15 protein-coding genes are annotated in these 20636 nt (G+C 53.2%); 11 read left to right on the plus strand and 4 right to left on the minus strand.

The genetic code is table 11. The features are described from left to right. Nucleotides 1–20 precede the first annotated feature (20 nt). The 4 genes from AC23NW_RS04450 to AC23NW_RS04465 all read left to right on the plus strand — a co-directional run bounded on the left by AC23NW_RS04450 (nucleotide 21) and on the right by AC23NW_RS04465 (nucleotide 4229). The gene (locus AC23NW_RS04450; RefSeq protein WP_487447981.1) at nucleotides 21–1016 is read left to right on the plus strand and encodes a GSCFA domain-containing protein; all 996 of its coding nucleotides are present in this window, start codon (nucleotides 21–23) and stop codon (nucleotides 1014–1016) included. Next, nucleotides 1003–2112, plus strand: coding sequence for an Mrp/NBP35 family ATP-binding protein (locus AC23NW_RS04455; protein WP_293835218.1), 1110 nt, complete (start codon nucleotides 1003–1005; stop codon nucleotides 2110–2112). The genes AC23NW_RS04450 and AC23NW_RS04455 overlap by 14 nt, the downstream gene beginning before the upstream one ends. A gap of 82 nt (nucleotides 2113–2194) precedes the next feature. Then, nucleotides 2195–2458: a NifU family protein gene (locus AC23NW_RS04460; RefSeq protein ID WP_293835216.1), complete on the plus strand. Its 264-nt coding sequence runs from the start codon at nucleotides 2195–2197 to the stop codon at nucleotides 2456–2458. A 139-nt stretch (nucleotides 2459–2597) separates the two neighbouring features. Continuing rightward, nucleotides 2598–4229 carry a D-alanine--D-alanine ligase family protein gene (locus tag AC23NW_RS04465; RefSeq protein ID WP_487447984.1) on the plus strand — a complete coding sequence of 544 codons (1632 nt, stop codon included), beginning with the start codon at nucleotides 2598–2600 and terminating at the stop codon, nucleotides 4227–4229. 78 nt (nucleotides 4230–4307) lie between these two features. Here AC23NW_RS04465 and AC23NW_RS04470 read toward each other — a convergent pair whose 3' ends face one another. From AC23NW_RS04470 to AC23NW_RS04480, 3 genes are read right to left on the minus strand one after another with little or no spacing between them, the layout of a single operon-like run. Further along, on the minus strand, nucleotides 4308–4514 hold the full coding sequence (locus tag AC23NW_RS04470; protein WP_071505467.1) for a helix-turn-helix domain-containing protein: 207 nt from the start codon (nucleotides 4512–4514) through the stop codon (nucleotides 4308–4310). Nucleotides 4515–4518: 4 nt separating this feature from the next. Next, nucleotides 4519–5253 (minus strand): hypothetical protein, encoded by a 735-nt coding sequence (locus AC23NW_RS04475; RefSeq protein ID WP_487447985.1) that lies wholly within the window; start codon nucleotides 5251–5253, stop codon nucleotides 4519–4521. Between the two features lie 53 nt (nucleotides 5254–5306). Beyond that, nucleotides 5307–5954 carry a DUF2975 domain-containing protein gene (locus tag AC23NW_RS04480; protein ID WP_293835208.1) on the minus strand — a complete coding sequence of 216 codons (648 nt, stop codon included), beginning with the start codon at nucleotides 5952–5954 and terminating at the stop codon, nucleotides 5307–5309. A 207-nt stretch (nucleotides 5955–6161) separates the two neighbouring features. Between AC23NW_RS04480 and AC23NW_RS04485 the strand changes: the two genes are divergently transcribed. From AC23NW_RS04485 to AC23NW_RS04510, 6 genes are all read left to right on the plus strand, one after another. Beyond that, nucleotides 6162–7919 (plus strand): phospho-sugar mutase, encoded by a 1758-nt coding sequence (locus AC23NW_RS04485; RefSeq protein ID WP_487447986.1) that lies wholly within the window; start codon nucleotides 6162–6164, stop codon nucleotides 7917–7919. Nucleotides 7920–8106: 187 nt separating this feature from the next. After that, nucleotides 8107–11349 (plus strand): SusC/RagA family TonB-linked outer membrane protein, encoded by a 3243-nt coding sequence (locus AC23NW_RS04490; RefSeq protein ID WP_487448337.1) that lies wholly within the window; start codon nucleotides 8107–8109, stop codon nucleotides 11347–11349. Between the two features lie 14 nt (nucleotides 11350–11363). Then, on the plus strand, nucleotides 11364–13091 hold the full coding sequence (locus AC23NW_RS04495; protein ID WP_487447987.1) for a RagB/SusD family nutrient uptake outer membrane protein: 1728 nt from the start codon (nucleotides 11364–11366) through the stop codon (nucleotides 13089–13091). 131 nt (nucleotides 13092–13222) lie between these two features. After that, complete coding sequence (locus AC23NW_RS04500) at nucleotides 13223–13645, plus strand: hypothetical protein (protein WP_293835205.1); 423 nt, start codon at nucleotides 13223–13225, stop codon at nucleotides 13643–13645. Between the two features lie 86 nt (nucleotides 13646–13731). Next, nucleotides 13732–16764, plus strand: a complete 3033-nt coding sequence (locus tag AC23NW_RS04505) for a ligand-binding sensor domain-containing protein (RefSeq protein ID WP_487447988.1) — start codon at nucleotides 13732–13734, stop codon at nucleotides 16762–16764. 3 nt (nucleotides 16765–16767) lie between these two features. Then, entirely contained in the window at nucleotides 16768–17418 is a 651-nt protein-coding gene (locus AC23NW_RS04510; protein ID WP_293835201.1) for a response regulator, read from the plus strand. 126 nt (nucleotides 17419–17544) lie between these two features. Here the strand turns inward: AC23NW_RS04510 and AC23NW_RS04515 are convergent, their stop codons facing one another. Then, the gene (locus tag AC23NW_RS04515; RefSeq protein WP_293835199.1) at nucleotides 17545–17964 is read right to left on the minus strand and encodes a hypothetical protein; all 420 of its coding nucleotides are present in this window, start codon (nucleotides 17962–17964) and stop codon (nucleotides 17545–17547) included. Between the two features lie 148 nt (nucleotides 17965–18112). Here AC23NW_RS04515 and AC23NW_RS04520 point away from each other — a divergent pair, with 148 nt between their 5' ends. Continuing rightward, nucleotides 18113–20593: a TonB-dependent receptor domain-containing protein gene (locus AC23NW_RS04520; protein ID WP_487447990.1), complete on the plus strand. Its 2481-nt coding sequence runs from the start codon at nucleotides 18113–18115 to the stop codon at nucleotides 20591–20593. Nucleotides 20594–20636 lie beyond the last annotated feature (43 nt).

A 20636-nucleotide genomic window follows, 5' to 3' on the forward strand; every position in this document is an offset into this window, starting at 1 on the left:
CGTTTTTTTGTTTTACCAGTATGCAATTCCATACTGAACTGACACCCGGAAAACTGCCGGAACCGCTCCGGATTACCGACCGGATTGTGACCATTGGCTCGTGCTTTGCCGACGTTATGGGCCGCCAGCTGGCCGATCATAAACTGACGGTGCTGGCTAACCCGTTCGGGACCGTATTCAATCCGGTTTCGATCAGCAAGCTGCTGACACTGGCCGTTGACGGCGGAGAACCGGATGAGGCCTTGTATGTGGAACGCAACGGCATCTGGTTCCATTACGATTTCCACTCATCGTGCTGGGGACACAGCCGGGAGGCGTTGCAGACACAGCTGACCGGTTTGCTCGATACCACGCGGCAGGCGTTGCTTCGGGCCGATTGGCTGGTCGTTACCCTCGGGACGGCCATGGTATACCGGCATACCGAAACCGGCCGTGTGGTGGCCAATTGCCACAAAATGCCGTCAGAACTGTTTGAAAAATACCTGTATGCGCATGAGCACCTGCGCGACGAGCTACAGCAGCTGATCCGGAAACTGCGCCGAACGAATCCAGTTCTGCGGGTGTTGTTAACGGTAAGTCCGGTGCGGCACACGCGGGATACATTACCCGTCAATCAGGTAAGTAAGTCGATGCTCCGGGTCATTTGTCATGAGCTGACGGTCTGGGAAAATGCGGTACAGTACTTTCCTGCGTATGAAATCATGGTCGACGATTTGCGGGATTACCGGTTCTACGAGGCCGATCTGATTCATCCGAATGCACAGGCACAGGAATACATCTTTGAAAAATTTGTTCAGAGCGCGTTTGATACCGAACTTCGCACTTTCGTAACGGAGTGGGATAGTATCCGCAAATCGTTGGCACACCGGCCACTACATGGGCCAACGAAAGCACATCAGGCGTTTCTACAGCAATTACTGACAAAACTCGAACGCTTACAGGATCGCATTGATGTAACGGATGAACTGGCCCGGGTACGCAGTGGTCTAACTGATTATAAGAATGTCTACGTATAAATTAACCAAAGAGTCGGTATTGGCGGCTCTGAGTCATGTAGAAGAGCCGGATCTGAAACAGGATCTGGTAACGCTCGGCATGATTAAGGATATTGAACTGGGGATCGATCAGGTCTTCTTCACTGTCGTGCTGACGACGCCTGCCTGCCCGCTCAAAGAACTGATCCGGAAGCGGTGCGAAGACGCGATTCATACGCACATTGGCCCGGCTATCCAAGTGAAAGTTAACCTGACGGCCGATGTGACCTCAACACGCTACAATGCGCCGGTGTTGCCGGGTGTGAAAAACATCATCGCCATTGCCTCAGGTAAAGGCGGGGTGGGCAAATCAACCGTAACGGCGAACCTGGCCGTGGCGCTGCACAAATCAGGCGCGAAGGTCGGGATTATTGATGCCGATATTTCAGGCCCTTCCATGCCGGTTATGTTCGGGGCGGAAGATATTCAGCCGGGCGTAAGTCAGGTTGACGGTAAGAACATGCTGCATCCGGTACAGCAGTTCGGGGTTAAAATCATGTCGATCGGCTTCCTGACACCACCCGACAGCGCGATTGTATGGCGCGGGCCGATGGCAAGTCAGGCATTGCGTCAGTTTTTTGCCGATACGAACTGGGGCGAGCTGGATTACCTGCTGATTGACCTGCCGCCGGGTACGAGTGATATTCACCTGACCTTGGTGCAGACCGTACCGGTTACGGGCGCTGTCATTGTCACAACGCCGCAGAAAGTGGCCCTGGCCGATGCCGTAAAAGGGCTGGCGATGTTCCGGCAGCCGCAGATCAATGTGCCGGTGCTGGGCGTGGTTGAAAACATGGCGTGGTTTACACCGGCCGAACTGCCTGACCACAAATATCCGATTTTCGGAAAAGGTGGCGGACAGGCCCTGGCCGACAAGTTTTCGGTACCGTTGCTGGCGCAGGTGCCGCTTGTACAGAGCGTACGCGAAGCCGGTGATGAAGGGAAACCCGCCGTAATCGGAAACGAAAATCCGGCAACGGAAGCGTTCAGGGCAGCGGCCGAAGCACTGGCGCAGCAGGTAGCGATCCGGAATGCCACGCAGGACCAGACAAAGCGGGTAGAAATCGTTCGCGGTTAAGTGACCGGCCAGCGTATATTCGCTTCTTAACTTGCGCTTTCTGACGAATTAATAGTAAATTTACCGACAAATAAGACAATTCATGCAAACGGCGGTAGGACACGACTTAAAAGATAGAGTAGAACGTGCGTTAGACAGCATCCGGCCTTATCTGAAGGCAGATGGCGGTAATGTACGGATTGTGGATATTTCGGAAACCAACGTTGTCCGGCTGGAGCTGGAAGGCTCGTGCGGAAGCTGTCCGATGTCGGCTATGACCTTTAAAGGCGGCCTTGAAGAAGCCGTGCTGAAAGCTGTACCTGAAATCACGAAAGTAGAAGCCATCAACATTACGTCAGTTGCGTAAGGGAGGCTAAACCACTAATATTTTACCGGAACATCTGTTTCCGGAGGGCCGTCTGTCTTAAAACAGGCGGCTTTTTCGTTTCTTTGCATGACGACACGTCACTAATTCGCTCAATCACCCAATCACTCAGCAACTCATTGTGAGAGTAGGAATTTTCTTCGGAGGGCCGTCGCGTGAGCGCGAGGTATCATTTATGGGAGGCCGCACGGCTTACCAGTATTTAGACAAATCGTTGTTCGAACCCGTTCTGATTTTTGTGAGCGGCTGGGGCCGGTTTTATCACGTTTCGCCTGAGTTTCTGGAGCATGGTGCCATCCGTGACGCCCTGCCGAAAGACGGTGGTTTCTCGGTATACGACGAATCACTGGAAGAAGACGAATTTGACGAAGGAGAGTCAATCGAACCCGACTGGTTTGAAGACTATTTCGATATTGCCTTTCTGGCTATGCATGGTCCCGACTGTGAAGACGGTGCCATTCAGGGCCTGTTCGAATGGTTTAAAATACCGTATACCGGCCCGGGCCTGATCGGTTCGGCCATCGGAATCAATAAAATTCTGCAAAACCACCTGATTGCTCTTGTCAACGGGCAGGAGAAAAAGACCGCCGTGGTAAACCGGACGGATTGGGAGCAGGCCGACAAAGCTGCCTATTTCGATTCGCTGGTGGAGCACCTGGGCTTGCCGGTAGTCGTAAAAGCCCCGCATCAGGGCTCGTCTATCGGGGTGGCCATTGTGCGTGAGAAGAACCTGGACAAGTTCATCAAATCGGTGGATCAGTGTTTCTTCAAACAGGTCGTTGAGCCGGCTGCCTGGACAGCGTTGAGCGGAGATGAAAAGGCGGCTTTTGCGCAGCAGGTGGCCCAACTGGACCAGGGTATCGGCTATCCGGTGGTCCTGGAAAAAACGGGCGAATACCTGATGGGACCGGTACAGCTCATCGCCTGTCTGGATCAGCTGACGGCTGAATCGGCGGACAACATCGTGCTGAGCTCGCTGAATTCGGAGGATGAGGTCCTGTTCGAAGAGTTTATCAGTGGTCAGGAGTTTTCGTGCGGCGTAATTCAGGATGATACCGGAACCGCCATTGCCCTCCCGCCAACGGAAGTGTACAATGTCGAAAGCTTCGATTTTGCCTCGAAATACCTGTCAAACGTGACGAAAAAGCGGATTCCGGTCGATACATCGCTCGAAAACAACCGCAACATTCAGCAGGCAGTCAGTACCGTGTTCTCGAAACTGGGCATCAACGTGTATTCGCGTATCGACGGTTTCCTGACGGCCGACGGGCGCGTACTGCTGCATGATCCGAATACTATTCCGGGCATGTCGCCGGCCTCGCTGATTTTCAAACAGATGGCTGAGGTGGGAATGAACCTGACCAACTCGTTAACGTATCTGATCCGGCAGTCGCTGCGGGAGCGCATCCGGACGGGTAAAGACACGTTCCGCCTGAAATCAATGCTGGCCGAACTGGATAGCCAGCTGGCTGCCCGCAAAGCCAGTCCGTTGCCGGTACAGGAGGTGAGTTTCGGGGCCAGTGATGAAGCCTATGCCAACGCTAAAGCCACCTATAACCGGTTGGCGGCCGAAGGGCAGGTGCGGCCGGAGCTGGTGTATGAAGCCGCCGATGGCAGCAAAACAACCCTGGCCGTCTGGGCGCTGTTCAAAGATACCGTAGCCGATCTGGAGCAGGCACTGGCGCAGCCGCGTCATCCGCTGCTGACCGAAACAGCCGACCGGCTCCGACATATTACGGAGCAATACGTTTAATTCTTGTAGTACAGCATTCTATTTGCGCAGAAGAGACAAGGCATGCCTTGTCTCTTCATGTTTCAGCGTTCAGATAACTTATTCCCGCTGGTATTCCAGCAGGTCGCCGGGCTGGCAGTCGAGGGCTTCGCAGAGGGCCTCGAGGGTTTCGAAGCGGATGGCCCGTGCCTTGCCGGTCTTCAGAATGGATAAGTTTGCCATCGTAATGCCGACTTTCTCCGACAGCTCGGTCAGGGACATCTTCCGACGGGCCATCATCACATCTACGTTCACAACAATCGGCATATTCCTAAATCGTTAAGTCTTTTTCCTGTTGCAGCTGCGTTCCGAACCGGAAGGCCTGCGCAAAGACGAGCAAAGTTAACCCTGCCCACAGCCACATCCAGTTATCCGGCCACAAAAAAGGTTGTTGCCAGTCCTCGTGGAAGCCTTTGGTAGCCAGGTAACGCCAGGCGGCCACATGGCTCAGGTTGATAACGATATTGTAGGCGAAAAAATAACCTGTGATGATCCCGCCCACTGTTTGACATCGTTTCCAGATCGGGTTGCTAAAGTAGATTTCATAGGTAAGTGCCCGGAACATATTTCGCAGCAGGTAGTTTGCCCAAAGCAGACTGCCGATGTAGAGCAAAAATCGCAGGTATCCAAGGATGATAAGCACAGCCGGAATGGTTCGGAAATCCTGCCAGGAGCCAATCGTAAACGTTAACAGATAGGGCGCAACGGTATTCTCTGCCAGCTTAATGTCTACGGGCGGGTTGACGGACAGGGTATCTTTCCGCGGATGATCCGGTAATGTATTAGGGCGGAAAAGATGCCCCGCAACCGGGAACGTAAGGGCCGTACGGAGTCCCCCGCTCCTGGTTGTTTTATGTCCGGCATTGCCGCCGGTCCGGGCTTCATACCAATGCGCTACGCCGACTATCAGCGGAATGCATAGAACCAGCATATACATAGTGATTTGTCCGAAAAAGAGCGTGTCAAAAATGCGGTAAATCCAGCGGATCATTGGTGTTGATTTCATAAAAAAGGGCTTTTTAAAACTTCCGGGGAGTTGACGGTGAAGGAGGAGAAGCATCAAATCGTTAATTCATTTTCCTGTTTCAGCACCACACCCTGCCGGAACACTTCGGCAAGGGCAATAATCAGCAGGCCCAACATCCAGCCGTTCAGGATACTGGTGGTGTGGTTGGCGCTAAAAGCAATGGATTCTTTATTCAGCAAATCCGAAACATACGACTGACCAAACCACCACGGTATTTTCTCAAGGAAATACACGCTGATGATGCACAGGCCGATCATGCGTACACGGCGGACATTTTGCTGACTGAAAACAGTGGCGGTGCCGATGGTATCAACTACCTGTTTCAGGTTCCAGAGCAGCCAGACAAGCGCAATCCCCATCAGCAGCAAAGGGAGGGTTGTGGCGAAATAAAGCCATTTGACATGGTCAAAAGCCGCCGGGTCGTCGTAGGCAAAGCTTATACTTACGCGGGCGGGGTTGATATGAATCAGTTCGCCTGCGCGGCGGATTGTGGTACGGTCATTCGGGTTGGCGACGTGCAGGTCCACGTTTTCAAGGGCAAAGAAATGATCGTCGCCAAAAAGGAAGTCTTTTCCTTCTTTGATGACAATTACACTGATCAGCAGCAGGCTTGCCCAAAAGAGAAGGGTAACGCCCGTTTTCAGGATGCGGAGATAAAGTGAGGGTATAGCTTGTGTCATGGCAGTTAAGTCATTGTTAATTCCCCGCAAATCTGAATTCTTTTTTTATAAGAGTCAATATATTATTATTGATAAACAATAAATTTTTTATGATAATCAATCGGCTAGTTTGGCTGTTTACTGACAGGACTTGTCAACATGAAGGAGAATTGTAATTTTGGCAGCACCATTTTATCTGAACTCTCGCAATTCAATATAAAAACCCAAATGACAACATCGTTTGACGCAACAACCCAACAGGAAATAGACCGCTGGCTCAACGGTAATTATGACGCTGACACCAAAGCTGCCATTCAGAAAATGCTGGATGAAGGCCAGAATACCGACCTGACCGACTCGTTCTACCGGACACTGGAATTTGGTACGGGCGGGCTTAGGGGCATCATCGGCGTCGGCTCGAACCGGATCAACAAATACACCGTTGGTGCGGCTACCCAGGGGCTGGCTAACTACCTGAACCAGACCTTCCCGGACGAAGAAATTAAAGTGGCCATCGCCCACGACAGCCGCCGGATGTCGCCGGAATTTGCCCGCATTACCGCCGATGTTTTCTCGGCAAACGGCATTACCGTATACCTGTTCAAAGAGCTGCGCCCGACGCCGGAGCTTTCGTTTGCGATCCGTCATCTGGGTTGCCACAGCGGTGTCGTGATCACGGCTTCGCACAACCCGCCTGAATACAACGGCTATAAGGCGTATTGGGTAGATGGTTCACAGGTGGTGGCTCCGCACGACAAAAACATCGTGGCGGAGGTAAATAAAATCCAGTCGGTCGACGACATTAAGTTTGACGGCGTTGAAGAACGTATCCACCTGATTGCCGAAGAGGTCGATGGTGAGTACGTGGCCCGGATCAAAACCAATGCGGTAAATCCGGACGTGATTGCGCGCCAGAAAGACCTGAGCATCGTCTTTACACCGATTCACGGAACGGGCATCACGCAGGTGCCACCGGTGCTGGATGCGCTGGGTTTTAATAACGTACACATTCTCGAAGCCCAGGCAACGCCGGATGGTAACTTCCCGACGGTGGCATCGCCGAACCCGGAGGAAAAGGCGGCCATGCAGCTGGCACTCGATAAGGCGCTGGAGCTGAACGCCGACCTGGTGATGGCAACTGATCCCGACGCCGACCGCGTAGGGGCGGGGACGCGTAACCACCACGGCGAATTCGAGCTGCTGAACGGCAACCAGATGGCCAGCCTGATCATTTTCTACCTGCTGCGGGCATGGAAAGATGCCGGTAAGCTGCAGGGGAAAGAGTTTGTGGCGAAAACCATCGTAACCACCGATCTGATCGACAAAATCTGCGAGCGCTATGGCGTAAAATGCTACAACACCCTGACCGGCTTTAAATACATCGCCCAGGTGATCCGCGAGCTCGAAGGCAAAGAGCAGTTTATCGGTGGCGGCGAAGAAAGCTACGGCTACCTGATCGGTGATTTCGTGCGCGATAAGGATGCGATTGCGTCCTGCGCGATGATTGCCGAGCTGACGGCTTATGCCAAAGACAACGGCCTGAGCCTGTTTGACCTGTTGATGGAAATGTATCAGGAAAACGGGTTTTACTACGAAGGCCTCGTTTCACTGACCAAAAAAGGCAAGACCGGCGCCGAAGAAATCCAGCAGATGATGGCCGATTTCCGCGCCAACCCGCCGAAATCAATCGCCGGTTCGGATGTAATCCGGATGGACGACTACAAGGCGCTGACCCGCACTAATGTGCAGACCGGCGACGTAGAAACAATCGAATCGGGCAAACTCGGCATCGAATCGTCAAACGTATTGCAGTTCTTCACGGCCGACGGCAGCAAAATCTCTGCCCGTCCGTCGGGTACGGAGCCGAAGATTAAGTTCTACGTCAGCGTGGTAGAACCGCTGAACCGGAAAGAAGATTTTGATTCGGTATACGCGCAGCTGAAAGCGAAAGTACAGGGCATTGTGGACGATATGAATCTGAAATAAGCTTCTTTGTATGAGCTTTGTAGTGGTGGTACGACTTAGAGTCGTGCCACCACTTTTTTGTGCCTGACCGAATAAAAAAAAAATGGATATCTGACAGTAAATTGATCATATATGACTGCTTTTTGTCAAGGTTTATATGGTATATAACCAATAAAAAATAGTCTTATTTATGAAACATGTTTACTTGATGAAAACCATCAGGCTCTCGCTGGTGATGGTGTTGAGCCTGTGCGTCCTCATGGCAGTGGCGCAGGACAAAAAGATCACCGGACGTGTTGTCGACGGGAACGACAATAATCCGTTACCGGGTGCTAACGTCGTCGTAAAAGGCACGTCAATCGGGGTTGCTACGGGCAGCGACGGCCGTTTTACCCTGAATGTACCAGCCGGTAAAGAGGTGCTCACTATTTCGGGCATTGGTTTTCTGGCGCAGGAGGTAACGATTGGTAACCGCACTAACATTGATGTGGTACTGTCGCCGGATGTAAAGACCCTGACCGAAGTAGTGGTGACGGGCTATGGGGCACAGGCCAAAAAAGACATCACCGGTGCGGTGGCGACGGTCGATACCAAACAGCTACTTTCGGTACCGGCGACGAACGTCGGGCAGGCGTTGCAGGGCCGCGTGGCAGGTGTAACGGTCGGTAATGAGAATTCACCGGGTGGCGGGGTCATGGTCCGTATCCGTGGATTTGGTACTATCAACGATAACTCGCCGCTGTACATCATCGACGGTACGCCGACAAAAGGTAACCTGAATACGCTGAACCTGAACGATATCGAATCGATGCAGGTACTGAAAGACGCGTCGGCAGCGTCAATCTACGGGTCACGGGCCGGCAACGGGGTGGTCATTATTACTACCAAGAAAGGCAAAGCCGGCAAGCCGAAGTTTACGTACGATACTTACTATGGTACGCAGCGGCCGGGCAAACTGCTGAGCATGCTGAACACCCAGGAATACGCACAGCTTGTCTGGGAATCGCGGATTAACTCAAAAGCGGTGGGTGCCAATGGCTACCCGGTTCACTCGCAGTTTGGTAATGGCGCCACACCGGTCATTCCGGACTACATTTTTCCGAGTGGTGCTTCAGCCAGCGATCCGCGTGTAGCGCAGGATGCCAATGGCAACTACATCAACTACTCGACAAACATCGATGCCGCCGATTTCAACAAAACGAAATGGCTGATTACGAAAGCGAACAAAACGGGTACAAACTGGCTGGACGAAATCTTTGATCCGGCTCCGATTCAGAACCATCAGCTGGGTGTATCAGGCGGTAACGAAGGCGGCCGGTATGCCATGTCGCTGAACTACTTCGATCAACAAGGGATCATGAAGTACACCAACTACAAGCGGTACTCACTCCGGGCAAATACCGAGTTCAACGTAACGAAGCGGGTGCGGATCGGCGAAAACTTCCAGGCCGCCTTCGGGCAGCGGGTGAACCAGCCAAACGGCAACGGTAACGAGAGTAACCCGGTTTCGTTTGCGTACCGGATTCAGCCGATTATCCCGGTGTATGACGTAGCCGGCAATTTCGCCGGAACACGCGGTGGTGACCTCGATAACGCCTTCAACCCGATGGCCGACCTCTACCGCAACAAAGACAACGTACAGAAAGAAATGCGGTTCTTCGGTAATGCCTATGCCGAGGTCGACCTGCTGAAAAACCTGGTAGCCCGTACCAGCTTCGGTATCGACTATAACCTGTTTAACTTCCGTAACTACTCGATCCGCAACATCGAAGCTGCCGAGGCCCGTGGTTCAAACAGCCTGACAACCAGCAATAACTACGAATGGACCTGGACGTGGTACAATACGCTGACGTATAATTTCAATCTGGGCGAGAATCACCGCTTTAACATCATTGCGGGTACCGAAGCCATCAAAAACTACTTTGAGTTCTTTGATGCCAGCCGGACGAACTTTGCCGTTGACGATATCGAAAACCGGTACCTGAGCGCCGGTACAGGGGTACAGACCAACAGCGGCGGGGCAGCCAACTGGCGCTTAGCATCTGAGTTCGCAAAGCTGAACTATGCTTTGGGCGACAAATACCTGCTCGACATTACAGTACGCCGTGACCGGTCGTCGCGCTTCGCGAAAGAGTTCCGTTCGGCCATCTTCCCGGCGGTAAGTGCAGGCTGGCGTTTATCGAAAGAGGCTTTTATGCAGCCGCTGACCTGGGTAAATGACCTGAAACTGCGGGTTGGTTACGGGCAGACGGGTAACCAGGAAATCGGTAATTATAACCCGTATACGCAATTCAGTACCAACCCGATCACGTCGTTTTATGATATTAACGGTTCGCGCACATCAGCAACACCGGGCTATGAGCTGACGCAGTTTGGTAACGCAAAGGCAAAGTGGGAGACCACAACCAGTACGAACATTGGTCTGGACGGTTCGTTCCTGAACAATAAACTGAACATTGCGCTCGATTGGTATACGCGGAAAACCAGTGACATGCTGTTCCCGGTACAGGCACCACTGACGCAGGGCGTGGCTACTACGCCGTTCCAGAACATCGGTGCCATGACCAACAAAGGGGTCGACCTGATGATAGGCTACAGCGGTAAAACAGGCGTAAAGGATCTGACGTACGATGTTAATGTCAACTTTGGTACGTACCGGAACGAAGTCATCAAAACGACCGGCGACCCTAAAACGCAGTACTTTGGCATCAATGACGAACGGATTCAGAACTTTGTCGTCACACAGCAGGGCTATCCGATCTCGTCATTCTTTGGCTATACCATCGACGGAATTTTCCAGAGCGATGAGGAGGCTAAACAGCATCCTGTTCAGTTTGGCAATGCTACGAACGAAAATAAAGCCGGACGTTTCAAATTCCGCGACGTCAACGGCGATGGTGTTATCAATACCGGTGACTTGTCGATCATTGGCAGCCCGCACCCTGATTTTACCTACGGCCTGAACCTGAGCGTGAACTACAAAAACTTCGGCTTTACTTTCTTCGGTCAGGGGGTGCAGGGTAACCAGATTTTTAACTACACTAAGTACTGGACGGACTTCCCGACATTTGGCGGTAACCGCAGCACCCGGATGCTGTATCAGTCGTGGCGGCCCGGCAAAACCGACGCCATTCTGCCACAGTTAGTGTCGTCGGATCAGGTCAGTATCCAGCCATCAACCTATTACCTGGAAGACGGATCGTATTTCCGCTTTAAGAATATCCAGGTGACCTACCGTATTCCGGCCGTTCTGCTGTCGAAACTGGGTCTGAGCCAGGCGTCGGTATACGTGCAGGGCCAGAACCTGATGACCTTCAGCAAATACTCGGGTATGGATCCTGAGGTGAACCTGCGTAGCTATTCAGCCGGTAACGACCGTCAGATCGGTGTAGACGGCGGGATGTACCCGGTTGCCAAAACGTTCCTGGTAGGTTTAAACCTAAGCTTCTAATCTGATCTCAATCCATGAAAAAGATAACAGTATCACTTCTTTTGCTGAGCGGAGTTTTTGCTACGTCCTGCTCCGATAAATTTCTTGATGTACAGCCTAAAGCGGCCTTGTCGTCGGCGGCATTACAGAATAAGGCCGGCGTAAATGCCTTACTGATCGGCGCCTATGCTTTGCTGGATGGCTGGGCTACGCCCGAAGGAGCCTACCGCTCGTATCAGGTAGGGGCCGACAACTGGGTATACGGCAGTGTGGCGTCGGATGATGCCTACAAAGGGACTATTGCCGGTGACCAGCCGCCGATTTCACTCATCGAACAGGGAAATATTCAGTCGGATAACATCTATTTCCGGGGTAAGTGGCGGGGGATGTACGACGGAATTGCCCGGACAAATGACGTATTGCAGATACTTGCACTGGCCAAAGACGTGACCGATGCCGAAGCCAAACAGATCATTGCCGAGGCCCGTTTCCTGCGCGGCCACTACCATTTTGAGCTGAAGAAAATGTATAACAACGTGGTATACATTGATGAAAAAACGTACGATCCGAATAACCTGGAAAGTACAAAGCAGCCGAATACCACAGATATCTGGCCGAAAATCGTGGAAGACCTGAAGGCAGCCTATGATGCCTTGCCTGCCAAACAGTCGCAGGTAGGTCGCCCGACCAAATGGGCTGCTGCTGCTGATCTGGCCAAGGCCTATTTGTACCAGAAAAAATATGCCGAAGCCAAAACGCTGCTGGAAGCCGTTGTGGCCAGTAATCAGTATAAGCTGATGGACCGCTATCACGATAATTTTAAGGCGGTGACCAACAACAATGCCGAATCAATTTTTGAGATTCAGTATTCGGTGAACGACGGAGCGTCGGGTGGCGAAAACGGGAATGCCGGTTCAACGCTGAACTATCCGTATGGTGGTGGTGGCGTAACAACCTGCTGCGGGTTTTTCCAGCCATCGCAGAACCTGGTGAATGCCTTTAAAACCGATGCAAACGGGCTGCCGCTGCCCGATACGTTCAATAATGATGACGTGAAGAGCGATCAGGGTATTGAATCGACCGCGCCGTTTACAGCGGAAACCCGTACCCTTGACCCACGCCTCGACTGGACCGTTGGCCGTCGCGGTATCCCGTATCTCGACTGGGGTGTGCACCCTGGCAAAGCCTATGTGCGCGATCAGGCGTATGGTGGTCCGTACTCGCCGAAGAAGCATGTGATGTACCGCTCGGATGTGGGTACGAACACCTTTGCCGGTAACCCACGTCTGAATGCGAACAACTACCGCCTGATCCGTTACTCGCATGTATTGCTGTGGCTGGCCGAAATCGAAGTAGAAATCGGTGATCTCGATAAAGCCAGAGGGTATGTAAACCAGATTCGCCGCCGCGCGGCCAATCCGGATGGCTGGGTCAAAAATGCAGACGGTACACCGGCCGCCAACTACCTGATTAAGGAATATACGGCCGCCTGGACCGACAAGGCGGCTGCCCGCAAGGCCGTACAGTTTGAACAGCGTCTGGAGTTTGCCATGGAAGGACACCGCCGGTTTGACCTCGTTCGCTGGGGCATTGCCGATCAGGTACTGAACACCTATTATCCGGCGGAGGCCAAAAAACGGTCGTATCTGAACGGCGTACAGTTCGTGAAAGGCAAACACGAGTACTTCCCGATTCCGCTGCAGGAAATTCTGAACAGCCAGAAAGACGGCAAGCCGACCCTGACGCAGAATCCGGGGTATTAAGCGGTAATGTCAGAATTGCGTAGTGGTGGCACGACTTGGACAGGTTCGCCTGCCGGTCGTGCCACCACTTTTTTTGCCCAAATCCAACGATTCGCCCCTGATTCGGGTCATACAGGAAATAGAAAGTACCAATGAACAACAAACTATACCTGGTATTGGCTGCGTGCAGTTTTTTAGGGGCATGCTCCAATAAATCGCTGGAGTCTGCTGCAACACCTGCCGGTTTAACAGGAACCTGGATCGAAAAAACAAACCGGAAAGATACCCTCGTCTTTAATCAGGCCATCGCTGCCGGGCTTACGGAAGGGAATTTGCTGGTGAAACGTGGCAAAGAAATGACACCGGCGGGGTATCTGCTGCCCAAAATCGGCAGCGGGCTGTATACCTACTACATCAAGGACAATGACATATACCTCCTTAATATGCTTTCGTCGTCATCGGTCTATACCAGTTACCCGCTCAGCCAGGTGCAGGGCGAGCTGAAGGTCGGGAACTTCTTTGAGCTGGGTTTTAATACCCCGCATACGGCGATCCGTACATTTGTGCGCTTGTAACAGCAGATTCACATCTTTATGTGAGGCCATCGGGTTGCCTTCCACTGAAAGGATTCAGACCTTTGTCCGGTTATGGCCGGGCCTTCATGAACGCAAAACAAATCGGGTTTATCGGGATACTCATTGTATGGCTGTCAGCATGGCCATACCGGCTGTCTGCGCAGTGGACAGACGTATCGTTTGAGCATTATACTACCGAAGATGGCTTGTCGGGCAATTACATAACGGCCCTGCTGAAAGACCGGCGCGGATTTCTCTGGATTGGTACCAGCAACGGCCTGAACCGGTTTGACGGGCTGCATGTCAAATCCTACAAACGGACCCATACATACTACCGGGAGGGCAAGGACGGGCTGCTGGGAAATTACGTGGTAACCCACGGGCTAACCGAAGACGCAGACGGTTTTATCTGGGTCTCGACCAACCGGGGGCTGCACCGCTTTGATCCTGTGCAGGAACGCTTTGAAAGTATTCCGATCCCGCCCCTCAGCGACCAGTTTGCAGACAATGATTTTGTGTCGCCGCTGGCCATTGATTTGCAGGGAAATGGCTGGTTTGCATCCAGGGAGCAGCTTTACCGCATTAATCTCCGGAGCCGGCAGTTTACCGCCTTTCCCGTTCCGTTTGTGGAGCAGAACAGTTATGCTAACCTGTACTTCGATCAGTGGGCAAATTTCTGGGTGCAGCATGAAGGTGCCCTTTACCGGTTCAATCCGCAAACCCGGCAATACACCCATATTATCGGTAATGATCAGCAGCACCCCGGCCAGCAGGTCTGGGTCTCTACTCTGTACCAGACACCGGAGAAAAAGCTGTTTGTGCTGTTCTATAACCGTGGGCCAATGGCCTATGATCCGGCGGCAGACCGGCTGCTGCCCTTACCTGGAGCGGATGTCGGAGCGCTGAGCATGGCTGCTGACCGGCAGCCGGGCAGCGGACCATTTTTCTGGCTGGGTGATACGCAGCGCAGCCTGGCCGTTTATGTGCCGTCGTTGCAGCAAACGCTGCCGGTGCCGGCAGTGGCGCAGGACCCGCTGAGTCACAACGGCGGGGTCGTGGCTTGTTTATACCGCGATCCGGTATCGGGGATTCTGTGGCTCGGGACCAACAAGGGACTGGAAAAAGTTGATCCGTTTGCGATAAAATTTAAGCGTAAACTGCTGAGCAGACAGACGCCGGTCAATGCTGTCGGTGATTTTGTGAGTGCAGTGACACAGGACAACCGGCAGGATGACCGGTACTGGCTTCTGATCCGCGAAAAGGGCTTATTTGTATGGCATCGCGGCAAAGATGAGCCGCATCCGGTCCCGTTTCCGCAGGAACCATCCGGCCGGGATGCGCGCGGCCTGACACAGGACCGCGACGGCAACGTCTGGGTCGGGACGAATAACGGCGTCTTTATCTATAATCCGTCCCTGAAGAGCTGGCGTTCGGCGCTGAAAGACCATTTTATTCAGACGCTTTGCCTGGATGACCAGGGACGGGTCTGGATCGGTGCCGGTAAGGGGCAGTTGTTTTATGCTGATCCGGTTACGCACCGGATCAGGCCCTGGTCGCTGCTGTGGCCGAATAAGGAACCGATTAATTTCGGCAGTATGCTGGCCGACCGGCAGCATCGTATCTGGATTCATACCTTTCTGGGGCTGTTCCGTTTTGATCCGTCCCGCAACATGCTGCAACGCTTTCCGCTGAAGGCCGTGAAGGCGTCGATTCAAACGTCGGACCGGTTGCAAAGCAGCTTTCATGTAGACCGCAAGGGGAGAATCTGGACCTCAGGTATTGGTTATGTTGTCTGTGCCGACAGTACCGGTCAGATACTGGCTACCTACGTGCTTGAAAACGGGTTGTTGTGTGACCATGTGTTCGGCATCGAAGACGATAATCGGGGGCATATCTGGATGACGACTGATAACATGCTGCATGAACTGGATCCGGTTACCGGCCGGTTCCGGTATTACGACAAAGGCAACGGGCTGATTGATAAGGCGGTATTTATGCCATCGGATATTACCCTGAACCGGCAGGGCGAACTGTTTATCGGGTATACCGGCGGGTTCAACTATGTGCAGCCTGAGCAGTTACGCCGGAATACAGCGCCGCCACCCGTGGTGGTCACCGACGTAAAGGTCAATAACCAGCGTCGAATCTGGCAACCCGGCGAAACGCTGGCCCTGCAACCCGGCGAAACGACCCTGACCGTTGAATTTGCAGCCCTGAATTTCAGCCGCCCACAGCATAACCGCTATGCCTATCAGCTCACGGGCTTTGACCGGCAACCCGTTGACACCGACAATCAACAGGCGACGTATACCAACCTTGAACCGGGCACGTATTCACTGGTCATTAAGGCCGCCAATAACGACGGTGTCTGGAACACGACCGGAATTACGGTGCCGGTTAAGGTTATACCGGCCTACTACCAGACATGGTGGTTTAAACTGCTAATTTTCATGTTGCTGGCAGGGGCTGGCTATGGCGTTTACCGGTACCGGTCGCAGCAGAAAGGCCGGATTGAGGCCATCCGCAACCGTATTGCTAAGGATTTGCACGACGACATGGGGTCTACCCTGAGCAGTATCCGTATTTTCAGCGATGTGTTGCAGCTACAGTTACGGGAGGCCAATCCTGAGGCGATACCGGTTTTACAGCGGATCAGCCAGAGTGCCGCCGGTTTACTGGAGTCGATGCAGGACATTATCTGGACAATCCGGAGCAACCAGGATACGCTGGATGATGTAGTGATCCGGATGCGGGAGTTCGGGCTCAAAATGGCCGAAGCCCGCGACATTACCTTCCGGATGGAGGTGACGGAAAGTTTTCAGCCGCTCCGGCTGGACATGGCGCAGCGCCGTAACCTGTATCTGATTTTTAAGGAAAGTATTAATAACGCCATTAAGTACGCCCAATGTACGGTCATTACCGTTGACCTGCGGTTTGTTCACGGCAACCTGCAACTGACGATTCAGGACAACGGTACAGGGTTCGATCCGGCAACCGTCCGCGAGGGCAACGGCCTGCAGAACCTGCAGCAACGGGCGCTTGACATCAACGGTACCTTATCGGTAGAGTCGGTGCCGGGGCAGGGGACAACCATCCGGCTAATGGCAAAACCAGACTAATGTATGACACCACCGATCACCATTGTTTATTACGAAGACAACCGCGAACTGCGCGAAGGGATCTCGTTTCTGATTCAGGCGACGCCCGGACTGGAGCTGCTCGGAGCATTCCCGAATTGCCGGCAGGTGCAGGACGACCTCCGCGGTTTGCAGCCGGACGTGGCACTGATGGACATTGATTTGCCGGGCATCAGCGGTATTGATGCCGTGCCGATTGTTAAAGCCGCCTCACCCGGAACGCAGATCATGATGCTGACGGTGTTCGACGATGAGGATAAGATTTTCCGCGCCATCCGCAACGGGGCGAGCGGGTATCTGCTCAAACATACGGCCCCGGCCGACATCATCGCTGCTATTTTCGACCTTTCCAGGGGCGGTTCGCCCATGACGGCCAGCATTGCCCGCAAAGTACTGCTGCATTTCCAGCAACCGCCTCCGTCACCGGCTGCCCAACCTGATGATTACCGGCTTTCAGCCCGCGAACTGGATATTATCAAGGGGCTGGTGGCGGGCTACAGCTACAAACTCATCGCCGACGAACTGCACATCAGCATTGATACCGTCCGGTCGCATATCCGGAGCGTGTACGATAAGCTTCAGGTCAACTCCAAAACCGAAGCCATCCTGAAAGCCATGCGGGAGGGGCTGGTGTGAGGGGGAGGGGAATGGATAATGTAAAATGGATAATGAATGATTGATAATGGTTAATGGACAGTAAGTTGCCGGATGGACATTATACATTGTTCATTAACCATTATCCATTATGCATTACTTTATCCGTTACAGTTTCACAACCTTGAAAACGGCTTCTGCTTTGGGGTTTGGATCGGTTGTCGCCGGGTAAGGCGTAACATCGACAAGCGTAACCTGATACCGGTCAGACCCCAGGGTCAGCGTATCCACACTGCCTTTAGTAGTACGGCAATCGCCCACACAGAGCGTATCTTTTTTGCTGGCGGTACTGCTGCTTAACGTAAAGCCTACACGGGCGTTACCTGCCCACACACACTGCACATTTTTGGGGCAACGGCTGTCAGAAATGCTATCGGCTTTAATGGTAATGTCCTGACCAACACGGGCGGCTCCCTTGTTGCCGATTGACACGGTATCCTGTGGCGATGCATTGTCGTCGTTCTTCTGGCAACCTGCTGCCAGAGCGCCGCCGATCAACAGGGCGGCAATGAGTTTACTGTTCAACATTGAGGTAATAAATTGTTGTTCGTATGTATGACCCGCTGCCGCCGGGGATGGTTGGAACAACCGGTAAAAAAACGGCAGATTCACATTTTCATGCGATTGATGGACGTTGCCCGATTGCCCAACTTTGTGGCAGCAAACAACAACTACCATGAACGCATACAGTAAACAACAAATACGCTTTTCACTGGTTCCGGTCCTGTGGATTAGCCTGGCGCTGACCCTGCTTTTATCCCAAATGCTTTTTGCCCGGCAACCGGTAACATCCGTAGCCGGACAGGTGCAGGACGCAACCGGCAAACCCCTTGAATTTGCAACTGTACTCCTGCAACGGGCCGCCGACTCAACTCTGGTCAAGGGCGCTATCACGGATGCCGCCGGTAAGTACCTGATCGAACAGGTTGGCGCCGGTACCTACCGCGTGACAGTTTCACAGGTTGGGTACAAGCGGGCCGTTTCGGCGGTGTTTACCCTGAAAGCGGGCGAGGCGTTTGCTGTACCGGCGCTGGTACTGGCCGAAGACAACAGAACGCTGACCGAAGTGAAGGTGACGGCCAAAAAGCCGTTTATTGAGCAACTGCCTGATAAGACAGTCGTCAACGTTGAAAACAGCATTACCTCGGCCGGCAGCACGGCCCTCGAAGTGCTGGAAAAATCGCCGGGAGTCGTTTATGATTCACAGAACGATCAACTTAAACTGAAAGGCCGCGATGGAGTGCTGGTCATGATCGACGGCAAACCCACCTACCTGTCGGCCGCTGATGTGATGAACCTGCTGCGAAATACACCGGCCAACAGCGTTCAGAGCATTGAACTGATTACGAAGCCGTCTGCTAAATACGATGCTGCCGGTAACTCGGGTATCATCAACATTCGTCTGAAACGCAACAATACTGCCAACGGAACCAACGGGAGCCTTCTGCTGGGAGCGGGCTACGGGCGCTTTGGTAAAGGATCGGCCGGACTGACGCTCAATCACCGCCAGGGACCCTGGAGTCTGTTTGGTAATTATAACTACGATTACCGGAAAACATACAGCTCGGTAGATGCCCTCCGTGAGTTCGGAACCGGCGACAACCGGCAGATGGTCCGTAATCTCGGTTACCGGCCCAGCGAGTCGAATAACCAGACTGTTAAGGCAGGTATTGATTTTTCGCCCACCAGACAAACCACCTTCGGCCTGATGCTGAACGGCCAGTTTAACGCCAATCAGGCGCAGATTGATAACCAGAACCTGGTCTACAATAACGCCATGGTGCAGCAAAGTCTGGTGACGCTCATCAACGCCTCTACCCGGAAAATGGGCCGGATGGCTGTGAACGCCAATGTCCGGCATAGCTTCGACAAATCTGACAGGGAAGGAGGGCCACGGGAGCTGACGTTCGACGCCGATTACTCGCATGTCGCCATTAGCCCCGCCGACAACATGACTACCCGGCGTTTCCGGACAGGCGGCGAAGAAACCGGGGCGCCACTGCTTCAGCGTAACATTCCGCCTTCGGATGTGGTGATCCGGGCCGCAAAACTGGACTATGTGCACCCGTTCGGTAAAACGGGCAAGCTGGAAGCAGGCTGGAAAAGCAGCTACGTGACATCGGACAACGATGTGGTATTCGAAACACTGACCGACGGCAAATGGGTGCCGGATGCGGCCCGGACCAACCACTTCATGTATGATGAGACAATCCATGCGGCCTACATCAACGGCAACCGCGACTGGAAAAAATGGGGACTGCAGGCCGGTTTACGCATGGAGCACACGCAGTCGAAGGGCAATTCCATCACCATGAACAAAGTAGTGGAGCGGGCGTATACCAACCTGTTTCCGAGCCTGTTCGTGACCCGTTCACTGAACGAACATAATCAGCTGCGTTTTGCCTACAGCCGCCGGATCGACCGGCCGAATTACCTGTCGCTGAACCCGTTCGTGTATGTTATGGACCCGTATACCTACAACGAGGGAAACCCGTTCCTGCGGCCGCAGTACACGAACGCCTTCGAGGTAGGTTATACCTACAAAAACGAAACCAGCATTACGCTCGGCTACAACCGGACCAGCGATGTAATCAGTCAGGTAAACGAACAGGTAGGCGAAGCCCTGAAGCAAACGACGGTTAATCTGAGTATGCTGAACAACTACAACCTGAGTGTCAGTTTTCCGGTAACGATTACAAAGTGGTGGAACATGCGCCAGTCGGCCGATATCTTTGTAAATCAGTATAATGCTGTCTGGCTCGGTAAGTCGCTGGACCGCAAAGGGGTGGCCGCCAACCTGAATATGAGCCACAATCTGGTACTGCCATACGGTATCACGGCCGAGGTAGTGGCCTTTTACCGGTCGCCGTTTGTCGATGGCATGTTTCAGGGCAAAGGCACCGGGCAGCTGGCGATCGGGTTGCAGAAAAGCCTGTGGGAGAAAAAGGCCAGCCTGAAACTCAACGTCAGCGATGTGCTGAAAACAGGGCAGTTCGGCGGCTATGTCAACAATCCGGATGTGTACATCCGCTTTACAAGCCGCTGGGAGACGCGGGTGGCGCGGCTGACGTTTACCTACAACCTCGGCAAACGCGACCTGAAAGGTATCCGCCAGCGCCGGACCAGCCTGGAAGACGAGCAGCGCCGGGTGAATTAGCGGAGCAGGGCTGAGTCACCTCCGCCCTGCTCTTTTCTATGAG

Source organism: Arsenicibacter sp. R0_47, from assembly GCF_057652235.1.